Annotated in this window: 17 protein-coding genes; 7 read left to right on the plus strand and 10 right to left on the minus strand. The window is 65.1% G+C overall.

Annotation, left to right across the window (positions count from 1 at the left end; genetic code table 11):
• Nucleotides 1-7 precede the first annotated feature (7 nt).
• Complete coding sequence (locus ACM9HJ_RS15905; protein ID WP_416572732.1) at nucleotides 8-1,297, plus strand: amidohydrolase family protein; 1,290 nt, start codon at nucleotides 8-10, stop codon at nucleotides 1,295-1,297.
• 7 nt (nucleotides 1,298-1,304) lie between these two features.
• Here ACM9HJ_RS15905 and ACM9HJ_RS15910 read toward each other — a convergent pair whose 3' ends face one another.
• On the minus strand, nucleotides 1,305-2,918 hold the full coding sequence (locus tag ACM9HJ_RS15910) for a serine hydrolase domain-containing protein (protein ID WP_416572733.1): 1,614 nt from the start codon (nucleotides 2,916-2,918) through the stop codon (nucleotides 1,305-1,307).
• Nucleotides 2,919-3,009: 91 nt separating this feature from the next.
• On the opposite strand from ACM9HJ_RS15910, the gene ACM9HJ_RS15915 reads away from it, so the two are divergent.
• The 4 genes from ACM9HJ_RS15915 to pth all read left to right on the plus strand — a co-directional run bounded on the left by ACM9HJ_RS15915 (nucleotide 3,010) and on the right by pth (nucleotide 7,291).
• Nucleotides 3,010-3,540: a MarR family winged helix-turn-helix transcriptional regulator gene (locus ACM9HJ_RS15915; protein ID WP_416572734.1), complete on the plus strand. Its 531-nt coding sequence runs from the start codon at nucleotides 3,010-3,012 to the stop codon at nucleotides 3,538-3,540.
• Nucleotides 3,541-3,671: 131 nt separating this feature from the next.
• Entirely contained in the window at nucleotides 3,672-5,840 is a 2,169-nt protein-coding gene (locus ACM9HJ_RS15920; protein ID WP_416572735.1) for a TonB-dependent siderophore receptor, read from the plus strand.
• Nucleotides 5,841-6,030: 190 nt separating this feature from the next.
• Complete coding sequence (locus ACM9HJ_RS15925) at nucleotides 6,031-6,612, plus strand: 50S ribosomal protein L25/general stress protein Ctc (protein WP_416572736.1); 582 nt, start codon at nucleotides 6,031-6,033, stop codon at nucleotides 6,610-6,612.
• Between the two features lie 91 nt (nucleotides 6,613-6,703).
• The gene (gene pth / locus ACM9HJ_RS15930) at nucleotides 6,704-7,291 is read left to right on the plus strand and encodes an aminoacyl-tRNA hydrolase (protein ID WP_416572737.1); all 588 of its coding nucleotides are present in this window, start codon (nucleotides 6,704-6,706) and stop codon (nucleotides 7,289-7,291) included.
• A gap of 230 nt (nucleotides 7,292-7,521) precedes the next feature.
• Here pth and ACM9HJ_RS15935 read toward each other — a convergent pair whose 3' ends face one another.
• The 3 genes from ACM9HJ_RS15935 to lexA all read right to left on the minus strand — a co-directional run bounded on the left by ACM9HJ_RS15935 (nucleotide 7,522) and on the right by lexA (nucleotide 9,203).
• Nucleotides 7,522-7,872, minus strand: a complete 351-nt coding sequence (locus ACM9HJ_RS15935; RefSeq protein ID WP_416572738.1) for a DUF1428 domain-containing protein — start codon at nucleotides 7,870-7,872, stop codon at nucleotides 7,522-7,524.
• Between the two features lie 243 nt (nucleotides 7,873-8,115).
• Nucleotides 8,116-8,340: a hypothetical protein gene (locus ACM9HJ_RS15940; protein ID WP_416572739.1), complete on the minus strand. Its 225-nt coding sequence runs from the start codon at nucleotides 8,338-8,340 to the stop codon at nucleotides 8,116-8,118.
• A 116-nt stretch (nucleotides 8,341-8,456) separates the two neighbouring features.
• Nucleotides 8,457-9,203 carry a transcriptional repressor LexA gene (gene lexA / locus ACM9HJ_RS15945; RefSeq protein ID WP_416572740.1) on the minus strand — a complete coding sequence of 249 codons (747 nt, stop codon included), beginning with the start codon at nucleotides 9,201-9,203 and terminating at the stop codon, nucleotides 8,457-8,459.
• Nucleotides 9,204-9,621: 418 nt separating this feature from the next.
• On the opposite strand from lexA, the gene ACM9HJ_RS15950 reads away from it, so the two are divergent.
• Entirely contained in the window at nucleotides 9,622-11,256 is a 1,635-nt protein-coding gene (locus ACM9HJ_RS15950; protein WP_416572741.1) for a PAS domain S-box protein, read from the plus strand.
• A gap of 110 nt (nucleotides 11,257-11,366) precedes the next feature.
• Here the strand turns inward: ACM9HJ_RS15950 and glp are convergent, their stop codons facing one another.
• The 5 genes from glp to ACM9HJ_RS15975 all read right to left on the minus strand — a co-directional run bounded on the left by glp (nucleotide 11,367) and on the right by ACM9HJ_RS15975 (nucleotide 15,598).
• Nucleotides 11,367-12,566, minus strand: a complete 1,200-nt coding sequence (gene glp, locus ACM9HJ_RS15955) for a gephyrin-like molybdotransferase Glp (protein WP_416572742.1) — start codon at nucleotides 12,564-12,566, stop codon at nucleotides 11,367-11,369.
• Nucleotides 12,567-12,658: 92 nt separating this feature from the next.
• Nucleotides 12,659-13,144, minus strand: coding sequence for a cyclic pyranopterin monophosphate synthase MoaC (gene moaC, locus ACM9HJ_RS15960; protein WP_416572743.1), 486 nt, complete (start codon nucleotides 13,142-13,144; stop codon nucleotides 12,659-12,661).
• On the minus strand, nucleotides 13,141-13,962 hold the full coding sequence (trpC, locus tag ACM9HJ_RS15965) for an indole-3-glycerol phosphate synthase TrpC (protein WP_416572744.1): 822 nt from the start codon (nucleotides 13,960-13,962) through the stop codon (nucleotides 13,141-13,143). Before trpC ends, moaC begins: the two co-directional genes overlap by 4 nt.
• Entirely contained in the window at nucleotides 13,959-14,984 is a 1,026-nt protein-coding gene (gene trpD / locus ACM9HJ_RS15970; protein ID WP_416572745.1) for an anthranilate phosphoribosyltransferase, read from the minus strand. The genes trpC and trpD overlap by 4 nt, the downstream gene beginning before the upstream one ends.
• An 11-nt stretch (nucleotides 14,985-14,995) precedes the next feature.
• Complete coding sequence (locus tag ACM9HJ_RS15975; protein WP_416572746.1) at nucleotides 14,996-15,598, minus strand: anthranilate synthase component II; 603 nt, start codon at nucleotides 15,596-15,598, stop codon at nucleotides 14,996-14,998.
• A gap of 248 nt (nucleotides 15,599-15,846) precedes the next feature.
• Between ACM9HJ_RS15975 and ACM9HJ_RS15980 the strand changes: the two genes are divergently transcribed.
• On the plus strand, nucleotides 15,847-17,004 hold the full coding sequence (locus ACM9HJ_RS15980) for a divergent polysaccharide deacetylase family protein (RefSeq protein ID WP_416572747.1): 1,158 nt from the start codon (nucleotides 15,847-15,849) through the stop codon (nucleotides 17,002-17,004).
• Nucleotides 17,005-17,121: 117 nt separating this feature from the next.
• On the opposite strand, the gene ACM9HJ_RS15985 is transcribed toward ACM9HJ_RS15980, so the two are convergent.
• On the minus strand, nucleotides 17,122-19,062 hold the full coding sequence (locus tag ACM9HJ_RS15985; RefSeq protein ID WP_416572748.1) for an alpha/beta hydrolase family protein: 1,941 nt from the start codon (nucleotides 19,060-19,062) through the stop codon (nucleotides 17,122-17,124).
• Nucleotides 19,063-19,084 lie beyond the last annotated feature (22 nt).

The following is a 19,084-nucleotide window of genomic DNA, read 5'->3' on the forward strand; positions in this document are numbered from 1 at the left end:
GAACGGATTGAAGACGCTTCTTCTGGGTACCGCGTTCGCCGTCTTGGCCACCGGTGCCGCCCATGCGCAGACCATCGCCATCCAGGGCGCGACCCTGGTCAATGGTACCAGCGCGTCGCTGCCCGGCGCCACCATCGTCATCAGTAACGGTATCGTCACGGCGGCCGGTGCGGGTGCGGCGGTGCCGGCCGGTGCCACCCTCATCGACGGTACGGGCAAGGTGGTGACGCCGGGCCTGTTCGTGTCCAGCAGCGATATCGGCATCGAGGAGGTCAGCGCCGTCTCGCAGGCCAATGATAGCAAGGCCGACAATGCCAACCTGTCCGTGGCCTACGACCCGTCCTATTCAGTGAACCCGGCCAGCACCCTGCTGCCGCTGGCCCGCACGGGCGGCATCACCCGCGCCGTGATCATGCCCGCCGCGGCCTTCGGCGACGGGGCGCACGCGCATGAGGCGGATACCGCCGGCCATACGGAGGAACCGCTGTTCCAGGGCCAGCCGGCGATCATCCATACCGGTGCCGCCCCCGATATCGTGGTTCGCACCCGCATCGGCGTAGCCCTGCCGCTGGGTGAAGGGGCGGCCAAGAATGCCGGCGGCAGCCGCAGCCTGACGGTCGCGGTGCTGAAGGCCGCATTGGAGGATGCCCGCCACTATGCCACCAACAGGGCGGCCTTCAACCAGGGCGGTACGCGCGAATACAGCCTGTCACGCCTGGACCTGGACGCCCTGCTGCCCGTGGCCAAGGGCGAGGCGCCCTTGTTCCTGGCCGTGTCGCGCGCCGCCGACATCCGCCTGGCCCTGCGCCTGGCGAAGGAGGAGAAACTGCGGCTGGTCCTGCTGGGTGTGGAGGAAGGCTGGATCGTGGCGGACGAGATCGCGGCGGCCGGCGTGCCCGTCGTGGTGAAGCCCACCACCAACCTGCCCGGCCGGTTCGAAACGCAGCGTGCGCGGCTGGAGAACGCCGCCCTGCTGGAAAAGGCCGGCGTGACGGTGATCATCACCACCACGGCCGACGGCCATTACGCCAACCAGGTCCGGTTCGAGGCGGGCACGGCCGTGGCCTATGGCATGCCCAAGGACAAGGCCCTGGCCGCCATCACCAGCCGGCCGGCCGCGGTATTCGGCGCCAAGGACGCCGGCGTGATCAGTGTCGGCAAGCCCGCCGACCTGGTCCTGTGGGGTGGCGACCCGCTGGAACCGACCACGCTGGCGGAGAAAGTGTTCGTGAACGGGGTGGAGCAATCGCTCCAGACCCGCCAGCGGGCACTGGAGGAACGCTACCTGAAGCGTTAAGCACCGGTCAGGAACGGCCCGGCGCCCCCTGCGCCGGGCCGCTTCGTTTGAAATCCAGCTTGTAGACGCGGGGCGTCTGGAACCGCAGCCCTTCCACCCGCCCCCGCCGGTCGCGCAGGATACGCATCAGATATCCCGACCCCTTGAAGCCATCGCGGAACAGTGCCGTCAGGCGTACCGCGCCATCCGGACGATCACCCGGCGTCAGCACCAGGGCACCGTCCTTCATTTCAAGCCGGAAGCTGCCATTCGCCTCCTCGCTTGAATAGGTGCCGACCAGCATCGCCAGATCGGCGGGCAAGGGCGTCACCCGGTTTTCCCTGACATAAAGCTGCACCCCACCATCGCGGTGCCTTTCAAGCCCCTGGGCCATGAAGCGCAGTTCGCTGGTTCCCAACCGGTATCGTCCCGGCGCCAGGAATTCCAAAGCTGTCCCCCCGACGGTCCGCAAGCGCCCGTCCCCGGCAACCAGTTCCAGCAGGTCGAACGGCCCCTCCCCGACATACAACCCCACGCGCGCTTCAAGCTCCGCCGCATCCGGCAGGGCGGAGGTCGTACGTTCGGGTTCAGGGGGCAGGAACAGGCCGGCGACCTTGCGGGCCTGCGTATCGGGACCGACCGTGCGGCCATTGCACAGCATCGCGATGCCCAGCCCCTGCTCGGGATAACGCCCCAACCAAGCCTGATAGCCGTTGGTGCCGCCATTGTGAAAAATCTCCCGCTGACCCCGGAAGGTGCCAAGCACCAGGCCACGACCATAGGCCGCCGGCTGCCCCTGCTCCGTATGCGCCACCTCCTGGAGCTTGCCGGTGACGAAGGGGCCCAGGGTTCCCTTGTCCAGGGCCGCCAGCCATTTCAGCAGGTCGACGACATTCGTCAGCATCCCGCCACTGCCATAGGCATTCTCCATGGGAATGCCCAGCAACAGGCGATCATCCTCCCGTGTATAGCCGACCGCCCGGTCGGGCACGATCCGCCGGTAATCATCCCGCCACCCGGACCTTTCCATGCCCAGCGGCGTGAAGATGCGTTCCTGCGTGAACGCGGCCAGGCTCTGGCCCGACACCCGCTCCACAATGACGGCCAGCAGGTTATAACCCGTGTTGGTATAGGCGAACCGCTCCCCCGGCCTATGGTTCAGTGCCCGCTGGCGCGACGCCACCAGCAGGGCGTCGCTGTTGGAATAGGCGCGGGAATAGCGCGGCCAGCCGCTGAAATCGACAATGTCACCCCAGTCGCGCAGGCCGCTCATATGGGTCAGCAGATGGTCGATCGTGATGGGCACGCCATAGTCCGGCATCTCCGGAAGATACCGGCGGATATCATCGCCCAGCGCCAGCTTTCCATCCTCCACCAGCATCAGCACCGAAGCGGCGGTGAACTGCTTGGCGACCGATCCCGTCTCGAACACGGTCTGCGCCGACACGGGCACGCCCCGCTCCAGGTCGGCCATGCCATAGGCGCGCAGGATCTGGGCTCCATTCCCCTGGGTAATGGCCAGGGCGCAACCCGGCCGGTCACTGCCGGTCCACAGTGCGAAGGCATCATCGATCGCATCGCCGCGGGCCGCCGGCGCCAGCAGGAAGGCGGACAGCGTGAACAGACGTAGCGCACGGATCATTTCGCCTCGCTGAACCGACTTGGCCATGGAGTTATGCAAGCTATTGTGCAATTCATTACATATGTCAATTGCAGCCAGGGAATCATCGCGCATGCGACCGGACCGGGAAGCGGATTTCATCCAATCACTGGGTCCCGCCTTTCTGGCGCACCTGCTGCGCCGGGTGTCTGACCAGTTGGTGGAGGCGGATCAGCAATGGCATGCCGAAGCCGGCGTGCTGAACCCGCCGCGCACCTCCTCCACTCTGCTGGCACTGGATGCGAAGGGGCCGATGTCGGTCACCCAGCTGGCGGGCCTGTTGCGGCAATCCCATCAACTGGTCATGCAGTGGATCGACGCGCTGCGCGCCGCCGGGCTGGTGGAAACGATCCGTGACCCCAAAGATGCGCGCCGCCTGATCGTGTCCCTGACCGATGCCGGCCGCGACCAGATGCCGGCATTGCGGCGCACCATTGCCGCCGTGGAACAGGCAACCCAGGCGATGCTTGCGGAGATCGCCCCCGGTCTCTTTGAAAACCTTTGGGGCCTTGAACGCGCCCTGCGCAATGCCCCCTTCGTCGATCAGATTCGCGCCGCGAACCAGTCTCTGCCGGACCCGTCAATTCCGCAGGAGAAGGACTGACACGAACGACAGGCCGACACACACCCATGCGTTCAGCGCACCATTCATATACAGTTAATAGTCATTCTCAGTATCAAATTATGTCAATAGAAGCATTTGCGAATGATTATCAATAAATGATGGAGCCTGACATGCCGTCCCACCCGGTCCGCATCCCGGCCGCGCGGCTGGTGCTTGTGTCGTTGTTGCTGGGGGGCGTGTCGGCCCCGGTGCTGGCCCAAGCCCTGGCCAGCGATACGGAGGTGGCCCAGACCATCGACCGGGACCAGGTGGTCGTGGTGGGCGACCGCGCCCGGCGGGCCGGCGGCGGCACCAAGACCGACACGCCCGTCGCCATCACCCCGCAATCCATCGCCGTGATCACGGCCGACCAGATGATCGAACGCGGTGCGCTCTCCTTGCAGGACGCGCTGATGTACAGCGCCGGCGTACGGTCGGACGCCTATGGCAATGACAGCCGCATCGACAGCTATCTGGTGCGCGGCACCCGCCCGCTCCAGTATCTGGACGGCATGCGCACCTCCTTCGACAGCTACAATGTCGCCCGCAACGACACCTACATGCTGGAACGGGTGGAGGTGGTGAAGGGTCCGGCCTCCGTGCTCTATGGCCAGGGCAGCGTCGGCGGTGTCATCAACCTGACCTCCAAGCGCCCCGGCTTCACCGCGTCGAACGAGGTGCTGCTGTCCTATGGCAGCCATAACCGCAAGCAGGCGCAGGTCGATCTGACCGGCCCGGTGGATGAGGCGGGCACCCTGGCCTTCCGCGTCACCGGCCTGTTCCGCACTGCCGACACCCAGGTCGATCATGTCGATGATGATCGCTGGTTCATCGCCCCGCAGCTGACCTGGCGGCCCACCGACCGCACCGAAGCCACCATCCAGCTGTACCACCAGAAGGACGACACCGGCCTGACCACCCAGTTCTTCCCCTGGTCGGGCACGCTCTATGACAATCCCAACGGCAAGATCGATTTCGATACCTTCATCGGCGAGCCGGCCTTCGATGATTTCAAGGCCGAACAGACCAATGTCTCCGCCTTCCTGGCGCAGGGGATCACCGACTGGCTGCAGGTGCGCCAGAATTTCCGCGCGGCGTGGAGCGAAGTCACCTATCAGACGATCTATTCCAACTCCTTCTCCAACCCGCTGAACCCGTTCCTGTCGGCCGGCCAAGCCGGCTATACCGGGCCGCAGCGCAATGTCACCCGCTATCTGTCCGGGACATATCCCGACGTGCGCATCCTGTCGTCGGACACCCAGCTGCAGGGCGACATCAATACGGGCACGATCAGCCACATGCTGCTGGCCGGCATGGACTGGCAGGATTACCGGCAGGAGTTGGAACAGATCACCAGCCGCCTGACCAGCGCCATCGACCTGTTCAACCCGGTCTATAACGCCAACTTCACCGCGCCGGCCCGCACCAAGGGCAACACCGCCGAACAGAAGCAGATGGGCTTCTATTTCCAGGACCAGATCAAGTGGGAAGGCTGGAACCTGCTGCTGGGCCTGCGCCATGACAGTGCCAAGTCCAGCACCCTGACCCCGGCCGGCGTGAAGACCAGGAAGAAGGATGACGCCACCTCCTACCGCGCCGGTCTGCTGTACGAGGCGACGGGCGGCATCGCGCCCTATATCAGCTATTCGGAAAGCTTCCTGCCCGTGGCCGGCACCAACCTGGCCGGCGTACCCTTCGATCCGCAGATCGGCAAGCAGTGGGAAGCCGGCGTGAAGTGGCAGCCGCAGGCCGACATCCTGGTCACCACCGCCATCTTCGACCTGCGCGACACCAACCGCGTCACCACCAGCCCCACCAACCCGCTGGACCGGGTGCAGACGGGTGAGATCAAGGCCCAGGGCTTCGAGTTCGAGGCGCAGGCCACCGTGGCCGAACTCTATACCGTCACCGCCAGCTATACCTATACCGACGCCAAGACGTCGAAGAGCAATGTGGCGACGGAGATCGGCAAGCCGGCCAGTTCCACCCCGCGCCATCTGGCCTCGGCCTTCATCACCCGCACCTTCCCGCTGGAAAACGGGGCGGAAATCAAGGTCGGCGGCGGCGTGCGCTATGTCGGCAGCCAGACCGACCAGAACAGTGCGCGCACCATCATCATCAATACGCCGGCCAACACGTTGGCCGACCTGATGATGTCCTACAATTACGAGGCCTGGCGGCTCAGCCTGAACGTCACCAATGTGACGGATGAGAGCTATATCTCCACCTGCCTGGCGCGAGGCGGCTGCTTCCTGGGCTCGCGCCGTTCCATCGTGGGCACGGTGGGGTACCGGTTCTGACGCAAAGGAGGGGTCGGGTTGCGCATTTGGGCAGGCCCGACCCCGGCCCCCTGCCTTGACTCTGCGGGCATTTCCGCCTAAAAGGCCGGACCATTTTCAACGGCGTACAGCACCCCTGGAGGCTGGCGCCACACCCGGACCCGACGCGGGGCAACCGCGACCGGGTCTTTTTTCGTACTAGGAGAGTACCATGACCCAGATTATCGCGCTCGCCGCCACGGCTCGCGACCGGGCCGGAAAGGGGACCGCCCGGGCCACGCGTCGTGCTGGTTCGATTCCGGCTGTGATCTACGGCAACAAGGAAAAGCCGGTGATGATCGCCCTGGATACCACGAAGTTCACCCGTGAGATCCATCGTCCGGGCTTCTTCACCCACCTGTTCGACATCACGGTCGACGGCCAGACGCACCGCGTGCTGCCGCGCGACGTTCAGCTGGACCCGGTCTATGACCGTCCGCTGCATGCCGACTTCCTGCGCGTCAGCGACACCACCGAGATCACCCTGAAGGTGCCGGTGGAGTTCGTGAACGTCGAGACCTGCCCCGGCATCAAGAAGGGTGGCGTCCTGAACGTCGTCCGTCACGATATCGAGGTCTTCGCCAAGGCTTCCGACCTGCCGGAAAAGATCGTCGTCGATCTGGCCGGTTTCGAGGTCGGTGCTTCGGTCCACATCTCCTCGGTCAAGCTGCCGGAAGGCGTGCGCCCGACCATCACCGATCGCGACTTCACCGTCGCCACGATCGCCGCGCCAACCGTCAAGGCCGACGCCTGATCATTTGATCGGTGACCACGCGTTTCCGGGCCCGCCCCGGAAACGCGACGGCGGCAATGCCGCCTGAGGAACTGAATTACGGAACCTGATAATGCGCCTGCTGGTCGGACTGGGCAATCCTGGCCCGGAATATGAGCGGCACCGGCACAATGTCGGGTTCATGGCCGTGGATGAAATCCATGGCCGCTACGGCTTCAGCCCCTGGAAGCGGCGCTTCCAGGGGCTGGTCGCCGAAGGGATCGCAGGCGGCGAAAAATGCTTCCTGCTGAAACCCCAGACCTTCATGAATCTGTCCGGCCAATCGGTCGGTGAAGCCATGCGCTTCTACAAGCTGACGCCCGACGACACCATCGTCCTGCATGACGAACTGGACGTCTCCCCGGCCAAGATCCGGGTGAAGCGGGGCGGCGGCCATGGCGGGCATAACGGCCTGCGTTCCATCGACGATCATATCGGCAAGGAATATTGGCGCGTGCGCATCGGTATCGGCCATCCCGGCGAAAAGGATCGGGTGCATGGCTGGGTGCTGGGCAATTTCGCCAAGGCCGACGAGACCTGGCTGCCTACCCTGCTGGACGTGCTGGCCAAGGAACTGCCGCTGCTGGTCAAGGGCGAGCCGGAGAAATACGCCTCCCGCGTCGCAGCATTGACCAGCTCGCCTAATACCAATTCTCGATGAGTTGGACTCATCGGGAATTGGTTCGGCGGCGACTGCCGCCGCGCGCCTCGTGGCGCGTAGCCAAGCCGCCGGATGGCGGCGCCGGCCCCTGAAACGAAGCAGCCCCCTGCGAAAGGTTGAACCTTCCGCAAAGGGCTGCGCGTAGGGCAAACCCATGCCAACGGTCATTGTCCATGACCATTGAAGGCCGGCAGTCGCCGGATGGCGGCGCCCGGCTTCTCTAGGGAACGTCAAGCTTCGACCAGAGGGGTGAAGCCGCCCCAGAACATGCGCTTGGCATCGAACGGCATGTCATTGGGGTCGCACTTGATGCGCGGATCGCTCATCACCTTGGCGTTGCAGGCGTCGCGCACTTCCTTGGACGGGTAGGTGATCCAGGCCAGGACCACCACCTCATCCTCCGTCAACTGCACGGAACGGGGGAAGGACGTGACCTCGCCATAGGCGACATCATCGGCCACGCATTCCACATAGGACAGCGCGCCATGATCCTTCCAGACCTGGGAAGCGACCGTGGCCAGTTCCTTGTAGGCGTCCAGCTTGTCCTTGGGCACCGGCAATACGAAACCGTCGACATACATGGGATCCTCCTGCGTTTGGTTATCCATACCACTACCAAGTTCCGATCAACTGGCTGATCGGAACTTGATACGGCGGCGACTGCCGCCGCGCCGCATATGCGGCGTAGCCAAGCCGCCGGATGGCGGCGCCGGCGACTGAGGCCCGGTGATCGGTGACGATCACCGGGAACTGATATAAGACGATGGTGCCTTGTGGGTTCCGACAGGAGGCATGAAATTTTTTTGTGACTACGCTGCCCTGCTCTATCGCCGGCCACCCGACAGGCAGCCTTTCTCCACCGACTGCGCCGCCAATTCCTGGAACCGCGCCAGATAGCGCCCGTCCCCGGCCATGGCCGGGTCGCGGATCGTGTCGGCGTTCAACTGGCGCATTTCGTCATCGATGCGCTGACAGGGGCTGGCGCAACCCGACAGGACCGGCGGCAGCAACAGCAGCGGCAGAAGCATCAGACGGAACAGGGTGGGCATGAAGGGGCCATCCGGACATGGGGCGGAAAACCCGAAGCCTGCCTGTCCGACCGGGCGAAAGCACGGCCGCCCGGTGACGGGATTGGGGCAGAGAGGCCCCTGCCCCAATCCCCCTATCAATAGCGGCGGATCAGGCCCACCAGCCGGCCCTGCACATTCACCCGGTCGGAACCGAACACCCGCGTCTCGTAATTCGGGTTGGCCGGTTCCAGGGCGATGGAATTGCCCTTGCGGCGCAGGCGCTTCAAGGTGACTTCCTGCTGATCGACCAGGGCCACGACGATGGTGCCGTTCTCCGCCGATTCACAGCGCTGGATGACGACGGTGTCACCATCCAGGATGCCCGCCTCGACCATGCTGTCGCCCGCAACTTCCAGCGCGTAATGATCGCCGGCGGCCAGCATGGAGGCCGGGATGTCGATGGTGACGGAATTGTCGCGCATCGCCTCGATCGGCAGACCAGCCGCGATGCGGCCGTAAAGCGGCAGGGCCACCGCGTCGGCATCGTTGCTGGCCGGACGGCCGGGCAGGCTGTTGCGGAAATCGCCGCGGATGACATTGGGCTTGAACCGGGGGGAAACCTCCTGCGCCGGCGGCGGGGCCGCGACGGGAGCCGCCGTGGCGGTCGCCTTGGCCTTGGGCGCCGGTTTCTCCGGCAGGCGCAGTACCTCCAGCGCGCGGGCGCGGTGCGGCAGGCGGCGGATGAAGCCCCGCTCCTCCAGCCCGGTGATCAGGCGGTGGATACCGGATTTCGACTTCAGCCCCAGGGCGTCCTTCATTTCGTCGAAAGAGGGAGAGACCCCGCCCTCGTTCAGGCGCTCGTTGATGAAGAACAGCAATTCCTGTTGTTTGCGCGTCAGCATGACATCCCCTCGCCCCGCAACGGCCGCCGTCCATCCGGCGCCATCGATGTGACCGCGATCACTATAGAACAATCCCGGAACGCCAATCAATGTTCTATTTTGGTTCGTATTGGATCAGCACGGGAAGGGCGTATAAGGAATGATATTTCTCCTATTGGGAATGACTGTTTCAAAGTCGTTTTGACACTATCGCCTTCGTACTATGGACAATAGAGTTTAATATGATTATAAATCGCAAACGGCTGATGGAAGGCGCAATATTTCCGCCAGCACATGACAAGTCGATAACATGGCGATTGGAGCGGGTATCTTCCTATTGAAAACAATGGGAAATCCACCGGATCGAACGTTGTTTCCATAAGGAAATTCTGACATGCGGCGATTAATACCTTTTCAGCATACCCGCTTATTATCGGCCATGCGCGATGCCATCAACAGATCCCAATGCGTCATCGAATTTGATTCAGACGGCAACATATTAGAATTCAATCAAATTTTTCTCTCCACATTCGGATACGCCGTGGGAGAATTGAACGGAAAACACCACCGTATGTTTTTACGCCCGGTCGATCATCAGGGATCGGATTATCAGCAATTCTGGGAAAGGCTTCGCCACGGGCAATCCCATACCGGCGTCTACCGGCGCCTGACGAAATCCGGGCAGGAATTGTGGTTGCGCGCCACCTATATCCCCGTTCTGGACGCTGATGGGCGGGTGACCCGGGTGGTCAAGCTGGCCAATGACATCACCGATGCGGTCCGCCGCAATGTCGACATGGCCGGCCAGGTCGCCGCCATCCACCGCACCCAGGCCGTCATCGAATTCACGCCGACAGGCGAAATCCTGGCCGCCAACGACCATTTCCTGTCGACCCTGGGCTATCGGCTGGACGAGATCAAGGGCGGCCATCACCACCGGTTCGTGCCGGCCGAAGAGCGTGGCACGCCGGAATATGGCCGTTTCTGGGAACGGCTGGGCAATGGGGAATTCTTCAGCGGGGAATTCCGGCGCGTGGCCAGGGATGGAAGCGACGTGTGGATCCAGGCCACATATACGCCCATCCTGGATGAGGATGGCAATGTCACCAAGGTGGTGAAGTTCGCTTCCGATATCACGGCCCAGAAACAGATCGCCGCCGATTGCGCCAGCCAGCTGGACGCGATTTCGAAAAGCCAGGCGGTCATCGAATTCAACCTGGACGGCACGATCCGGACGGCGAACGCCAACTTCCTGTCCGCCATGGGTTATCGGCTGGAGGAGGTCCAGGGCCGTCACCATGCGCTGTTCATGCCGGAGGCGAACCGCGACAGCGCCGAATATCGCGATTTCTGGCGCCGGCTGGCCCAGGGTGAGTATCAGGCCGGCGAGTTCAAGCGCGCGGCCAAGGGCGGGCGCGAGGTATGGATCCAGGCCTCCTACAACCCGATCATCGGTCTGGATGGCAAGCCCTACAAGGTCGTGAAATATGCCAGCGACGTGACGCGACAGGTGCTGGCCCGCCAGCGCAGCGAATATGTGCGTTCCATGATGGAAAGCGTGGCCTCGGGCGCGGAGGAGATGAACGCCTCCATCCGCGAGATCGCCGACAGCATGGCCAAATCCCGCGACGAGGCCGAAGCCGCCAACCAACGGGTGGAGGATGCCGGCGCGGTCACCGCACGGCTGACCAGCCTGTCGGACAGCATGGTCGACATCGTCAACCTGATCACCGGCATCACCAGCCAGATCAACCTGCTGGCGTTGAACGCCTCGATCGAGGCGGCACGCGCCGGTGAGGCCGGCAAGGGCTTCGCCGTGGTCGCGCAGGAAGTGAAGAGCCTGGCCAACCAGGCCCGTGCCGCCACCGACCGCATCGCCGTGGATATCGGCGGACTGCGTGACACAGCCGGGCAGGTGGTCAGCACACTGGGTGGCATCCGCGATGCCATCGGCCAGGTGAATGACTATGTCGGTTCCATCGCCGTGGCGGTGGAACAGCAGAGTGCCGTGGCCAACGAAATGTCGTCCAGCATGCAGCGCGCCGCCGAGGAGGCTGCACGCATTGGCGCTTGAGAGTGGTTTTCGCAACCGCAAGCCACTCCGGCGGCGACCGCCGCCGCGCCGCACGTGCGGCGTGAAGCCAAGCCGCGGATGCGGCGCCGGCGTCTGAGGAACAAAAGGACTTACAGCGCGTCCAGCGGCATGATCCGCACCCGTTCGCCTGCCTTCACCGGCGGCGCATGCGGTGCGCGCAGGATTAGGCAGTCGGCCCAGGCCAGCCGGCTCAACATGCCGCTATCCTGCTTGGGGAACGGTTCAGCCACCAGCCGTCCCTCCGCATCGGTCGACAGTTTGGCGCGCACGAAATCGGCGCGGCTGTCATTGGCCCCCATGTCGCGGGCCAGCACCGCATCGCGCAAATCGTCATCCGACGGCAGCCCCTGCATGGCCAGCAGCAGCGGGCGCAGGAACAGCCAAGCGCAGACCAGCGAGGAAACGGGATTGCCCGGCAGACCCATCATCGGCACGCCATGCATCTGCCCGAACATCAGCGGCTTGCCCGGCCGCATGGCGATTTTCCAGAAATCCAGCTGAAGGCCCGCCGCGCCTAAGACGGAGCGGACAAGGTCATGCTCCCCCACCGACGCCCCACCGATGGTGACCAGCAGGTCGGTGCCCGACGCGGCGGAAACCAGGGTGGACAGGCTGTCGGCACTGTCGCCGGCAATGCCCAGATCCACCGGCTCCCCGCCCAACTGCCGCACCAGGGCCGCCAGCGCCAGGGAATTGGAACTGACGATCTGGCCCGGCGCCAGCGTGTCACCGGGCATCACCACCTCATCACCCGTCGCCAGGATAGAAACGCGGGGACGGCGGCGCACGCGCAGCCAGGGTACATTCATGGCCGCCGCCAGCGCCACATCGCGCACCGTCAGCCGGCGGCCGGCGGGCACACCGACATCACCAATGGCGAAATCCTGCCCCGCCGGGCGGACCCAGCGGCCGGGACCACCGCCATCCTTGCATGTGACGGTAGCACCATGATCGTCGGCATCCTCCTGCACCACCACCGTGTCGGCCCCGTCCGGCATGGCACCGCCGGTGAAGATGCGCACCGCCTGTCCCACCTGCACGGTGCCCGCAAAGGGCCGGCCGGCCGGCGCCTCGCCAATCCGGGTCAAAGTCACCGGGAACGACACGATATCCGCCGTACGCACGGCCCAGCCATCCATGGCGCTGACCGCCGTGGGCGGATGGGTGACGCGCGCCACGACATCGGCGGCCAGCACGCGGCCCAGCCCCTGGGTGATCGGCACCTGTTCAGCGGGCAGCAGCTTCGCCGCCGCCAGGATGCGCGCGCGGGCTTCGGAAAGCGGGATCAATCGGATGCTCCGTTGCACAATAGACGCGACATATTGGGGCATATATCACGCGGGGCAAGCGGTGGAATCCTGATAATTCCCCGATGAAGCCCTCAGGCCGCCGGCCCCACATAGGTGCCGGACTTGCCGCCTTCCTTGTAGGTCAGGTGGATGGCACCAATGACCATGCCCTTATCCACGGCCTTGCACATGTCATAGATAGTCAGGGCCGCCACCGACACGGCGGTCAGCGCCTCCATCTCCACGCCCGTGCGGCCCTTCAGCTTCACCGTCGCTTCGATATGAACGCGCGACGCCGCTTCATCGATGGTGAAATCGACCGTCACCTTGGACAGCATCAGCGGATGGCAGAGCGGGATCAGGTCCGGCGTCTTCTTCGCCGCCATGATCCCGGCCAGCCGCGCCACGCCCAGCACGTCGCCCTTCTCCATCCCCCCATCGCGGATCAGGGCCAGGGTCTCCGGTTTCATCTCCACATGGCCGCGCGCCGTGGCGATGCGCACCGTCTCGTCCTTGGCCGAGACATCGACCATGGCGGCGTTGCCGGCCTCGTCGAAATGGGTCAGGGGATTGCTCATGCCGCCTCGATCATCGGGGTGGACAGAAGCGCCCGGGTCGCCGCCGTCACGTCGGGCTTGGCCATCAGGCTTTCACCGATCAGGAAGCGCCGCGCACCGGCCTGGGCCAGGCGGGTCAGGTCGGCCGGGCTGTGGATGCCGCTTTCCGCCACCAGATGCCGGTCGGCCGGCACCATGGCGGCCAACCGCTCCGTCGTCGCCAGATCGATGGACAGCGTCTTCAGATTGCGGTTGTTCACGCCCAGCAGGCCACCGGGCAGCTTCAGGGCCCGTTCCATCTCCGCCTCGTCATGCACCTCGACCAGCACATCCATGCCAAGGTCCACGGTGGCATCATAAAGCTCACGCGCCAACCCATCGTCCAGGCAGGCCATGATCAGCAGGATGCAATCGGCACCCAGCGCCCGGCTTTCCACGATCTGATAGGGATCGATCATGAAATCCTTGCGCAGCGCCGGCAATTCGACGGCAGCCCGCGCGGCTTGAAGGAACGCATCGTCCCCCTGGAAATAGGGCACGTCGGTCAGCACCGACAGGCAGGTGGCACCGGCATCGCGATAGGCCTTGGCCAGCGTCGGGGGATCGAAATCGGCCCGGATCAGGCCCTTGGACGGGCTGGCCTTCTTGATCTCGGCGATCAGGGCCCAGCGGCCGGCGGCGACCGTGGTCTCCAGGGCGTTGGCGAAGCCGCGCGGGGCCGGCTGGGCCTTGGCCAGTTCCTCCACCAAAGCCAGCGGCCGGACGGCCTTGGCGCGGGCGATATGGTCGGCCTTGTCTTCATTGATGCGGGCCAGAACGTCGGGGGTTTGGTTGCTCATATCGTCAACGGCGTGTTGGTGATGGAGACAAGCCGGTCCAGCGCCAAGGTCGCCTGACCGGATGCGATACAATCGGCGGCCTTGGCCACGCCCGTCTTCAGGTCGGGCACGGCATCGGCCACGACCAGGGCGGCGGCGGCATTCAGCAGTACAATATCCCGATAGGGACCCGTGGCACCGGACAGCACCGCCCGCAACGCCTCGGCATTCTCCTCCGGCGTGCCGCCACGCAGGTCGGCCAGGGTGACACGGGACAGACCCGCCTCCTCCGGCGTCACGGTGAAGGTCCGCACCTGCCCGTCGCGCAGCTCCGCCACATGGGTGAGGCCGGTGGTGGTGATCTCGTCCAGACCGTCGGCACCGCTGACCACCCAGGCGCGGGTGGACCCCAGATTGCGCAGCACCTGGGCCAGCGGCTCCAGCCATCTCGCGTCATAGACACCCATCAGCTGCCGCTTGGCCCCCGCCGGGTTGGACAAAGGCCCCATCAGGTTGAAGATGGTGCGCGTGCCCAGCTCCACCCGCGTCGGCCCGACATTGCGCATGGCGGTGTGATGCCGCGTGGCCAGCAGGAAGCCGATATGGGCATCGAACAAAGCCCGCTTCACCAGGGCGAAATCGGCATCCAGATTGACGCCCAGCGCCGACAGCACATCGCCGGCGCCCGACTTGGACGAGATGGCGCGGTTGCCATGCTTGGCCACCGGCACGCCGCAGCCGGCGATGACGAAGGCCACGGCGGTGGAAATATTGTACGTATGCGCCCCGTCGCCGCCCGTGCCGCAGGTATCGATGATGCCGTCCGGCGCCTCGATCTTCAGGGCCTTGGCCCGCATGGCGCGGACGGCACCGGTGATCTCCCCCACTGTCTCCCCGCGCACGCGCAGGGCCATCAGGAACCCGCCCATCTGGGACGGCGTGGCATTGCCCGACATGATGATGGAGAAGGCATGTTCCGCCTCCGCCTCGCTGAGGGTGGCACCGGTGGCGACCCGCGCCAGCAATGCCTTGAAATCACCCATGTCCCCCGACATCACGCCACACGCAGCTGCGGCCCGCGGGTCACGCCGGCCAGCTTCAGGAAATTGTCGAAGATCTTGTGCCCATGTTCGGACGCGATGCTTTCCGGATGGAACTGCACGCCATGGATGGGCAGGGTCTTGTGCGACAGCGACATGATCATGCCATCGGGCAGCCAGGAGGTGGCTTCCAGGCAATCCGGCAGCGTCTCCTTCTCCACGATCAGGGAGTGGTAACGCGTGGCCTTGAACGGGCTGGGCAGATCGGCCATCAGGCCGCGCCCCTCATGGAACACGTCGGACAGCTTGCCATGCATGGGCTCCGGCGCGCGGATCACCTTGCCGCCAAACGCCTGGCCGATGGCCTGGTGGCCCAGGCACACGCCCATCAGGGGAATCCTGTGCTCCGCCGCAGCATGGATCAGAGGCAGGCAGATGCCGGCCCTGTCCGGGTCGCAGGGGCCGGGGGACAGCACGATGGCCTCCGGCTTCAACGCCAAAGCCCCCTCGACATCCAGCGCGTCGTTACGCCAAACCGCCATGTCCGCGCCCAATTCGCCCAGATAATGCACCAGGTTCCAGGTGAAACTGTCGTAATTGTCGATGAACAGCAGCATGGCTCTATTCCAGCATCGGCCCCCAAGGCCTTGGACCGCGAAGCCTACAGACAGGTGGCCCTGATTTCCAGTCCGCGCAGCCCTGCCGCGCGCGGCGGGCGGCATTGCGGCTGGGGCATTGCGCCGCTGGCCGTGTTTATAGCAGTAAGCTCTTTACCATCCCGACGCCGAGGTCCGTTCCCATCATGCCTCCCCGTTCCCGCCCCCCCGGCCACAGAAATACCCGTCCCGGCACCGGCAAGGCGCGCGTGCGTGTGGGGGCCGGTGCCGCCAAGCGCGGGCGCGACAAGGTTGTGCGGGCACGGCGCCAGGTGATGCTCTGGCTGTCACGGCTGGGCACGGGCGGACGCATCGGCCTGGCATTGCTGGCCCTGGTGCTGGTGGCCGGCGGCCTGACCGCCCTGCTGGGCCAGGAACGCTATCATCCCGTCTCCGCCGGCCCCGCCCTGACCCCGATGGAGGAACAGGCCGACGCCACCGCCCCGGACGAACCGGAGGATGCCAGCGACGAGGAGGCGGCGGAAACCGCCGACCTGCCCACGCGGCCGGGAACCGCCCCCGCCGTGCCCACCGCCACGCCCCCGGCCCCGCCGGCACAGGCTTCGGAACCCGCCAAGCCCGCAGCACCCCCGCCCCAGGTGGCGGCCTTGCCCGCCGCCCCACCGCGCCCCCTGCCCCCGCTGGCCCCTGCCCCCGCCGGCACCCCGACCTGGAAGCATTTCGCCCTGGCTGCCCCCGCCGCCAACGGCCATCCGCGCATCATCATCGTCATCGACGATATGGGCGTGGACCGGCACCGGTCTGACAAGGTGGTGGCCCTGCCCGGTCCCCTCACCCTGGCCTGGCTGCCCTATGCGCGCGAACTGCCGCACCAGACGGAAAAGGCGCGGGCGCGCGGGCATGAGTTGATCGTGCATATGCCCATGGAACCCACGGGCAAGGACAATCCGGGACCGGACGCCCTGCTGACCAAGCTGGATGAGGCGACCTTGCGCCAGCGCCTGTCGGCCAACCTGTCGGCTTTCCAGGGCTTCGTCGGCATCAACAACCATATGGGCAGCCGCTTCACCGCCGATCGTGACGGCATGGCGGTGGTCATGGCCGAACTGGGCTCCCGCGGTCTGCTGTTCCTGGACAGCCGCACCACGGCCGACACCAAGGCCGGCCCCCTGTCGGCCCATTATCATGTGCCCATGCTGTCGCGCGACGTGTTCCTGGATCATGTGATGACGGCACAGGGCGTGGCCGCTTCCCTGGCCAAGGTCGAACAGATCGCCCGCAAGAACGGCTTGGCCATCGCCATCGGCCACCCGCACGATGTGACGACGGCGGCGTTGGCCCAGTGGCTGCCGACGCTGGAAGCCAAGGGATTCCAGCTGGTACCGCTGACGGCGGCGGTGAGGTGAGTCTCGCGCGCCCTCAGGCGCCGGGCGGGCGCATCCGCGCCCTTGGCTTGACAGCGCACGTGCGGCGCGGCGGCAGTCGCCGCCGTACCACCGGTCATCAACTGATGACCGGTGGAATCACTTCCCGATATGCTTTTTCAGGAACTGTTCCCAGGCCGTCAGGATTCGGGTCATCTGCTCGGCGGTGTTGGGGGCGTGGTCCATATCGTCGATCAGCAGCGATTGCACCGGCTTGCCCGCCTTCTGCATAGCCTTGACCATGTCGCGTGTATGGAAGACGGGGGCCTGGACATCCAGCTCACCATGGATCAGCAGGATGGGGATGCGGATATTCTCCACCTGTCGCGACGGGGAGAGCGATATCTGCGTCGCCTCGTCCGCGTCGGGATCCAAGCCCTGATAGTACCAGTCACGCAAGCCCCGCCGCACCTGTTCATAGACACGGGCGACATTCGACACCGGTGCCGTGGCCACGGCGCATTTGAACAGGTTCGGCGTCTTCACCGCCGCCATCAGCGCCGCATAGCCGCCATAGGACCAGCCCACGATGCACATGCGCGACGGGTCGGCATAGCCCTCGGCCGCGGCCCAGTTGGCGGCATCCGTCACATCATCCTGCATCACCCCGCCCCATTGCTTGTCGCCGGCTTCGTGGAAGGCACGGCCATAGCCGGTGGAGCCCCGGAAATTGGGCTGCAGCACGCCATAGCCACGGCTGGCCAGGAATTGCGACAGCACATCGAAGGAACCGACATCGCGGCCCCACGGGCCGCCATGCGGCATGATGATGAAGGGCAGGTTGCGGTCGGGACTGCCATCGACGGGAAGGGTCAGGTATCCCGGAATGGTGCTGCCATCGCGCACCGCGATCTGCACGGGCCGGCGGGGCGCCACCAGCGGCTGCGGAATGAAGGGATAGCTGTCCCCGATCATGTCGAAATGGTTCGTCGTCTTGTCGAACAGCCGGTACAGGGTCGGCGCATCGCCGGCCACGGAGGCGACAAGGGTGAAGCGCCCATCGGCACTCTGGTCGATGATCACTTCCCGGCTGCCGGGCACGGCCTTGTCCAGCACGTCCTGAAGACGCTGGCGCTTGGGGTCCAGCCAGCGGATAGCCCGCAGGTCGTCGGTCCAGGAAAAGCCATGCATGGCCCCTTGCGATATCATCGCACCGGTCACGTCATAGGGCGTATCTTCCGACAGGCGCTTGCCGAAGGCCCCCTTGTCTAGGTCGAACTCATAGATCGCCATGCGGTCACCCTCGTGCCGGGAGGCGACATAGAGCGTCTGCCCGTCGGATGAGAAACCCAGCACCTTGAACCCCGGCTGATCCTCCCCCGGACGTCTGATCTTCTCGTAGGTGCCATCCTCCTTGCGGCGCAGATATGTCGTTTCTTCCGTCCGTTCGTCATACTGCACGGCGATCCGGACCTGACCGGTGGGATCGGGCAGATATTGCATGATGCCCGGTGCCGCCGACCGCACATGCTCGCGCTCACCCGTATAGACATCAACCTTGACGATGTCGGGATAGGGTGAGCGGTTGTTGGGGTAAAGCGCCAGGATATGCCGGTCGTCGATGAACTGGAGAACCGGTGTCGCTTGCATGTAATAGGTGCTGGACAGGGGTGGCTTCTGCAAAAGCGGCACCCGGTTCGACAGATCGTGGTTGAGCGCCATGAGGCGGGAAAACCGCAACGGCTGGCGCATCAGCCCGTACTGGGTGTCGACCACGACGCGCTCCGTGAACTCCATGTTCAGCAGCAGCCGGTCATTGTTCACCCATTCGAAGCCGCCGATCTCGGCATTGGACGGCTCCAGCACGGTCTGCTCACCCGCATTGTTGATGGGAAGCGACCGCACGAACAGGTGCATCCGCCCCTTGACCGGCCCCCGGTAGGCGATGCGCTTGCCGTCCGGCGACAGGTCGATATCCTGGAAATAGGGGCCGTTGGCGAAAGCATCCACGGGGATGTCGCCGGGACGCTGGGGCGGCACCTGTGCCACCGCCAAGGCCGGAACCAGCATCGTGATGACGCACGCAACCCATCGCCGCATACCCATATGCCCTCCTCCCCCG

Source organism: Niveispirillum sp. KHB5.9, assembly GCF_048066115.1.
Lineage (GTDB): Bacteria > Pseudomonadota > Alphaproteobacteria > Azospirillales > Azospirillaceae > Niveispirillum.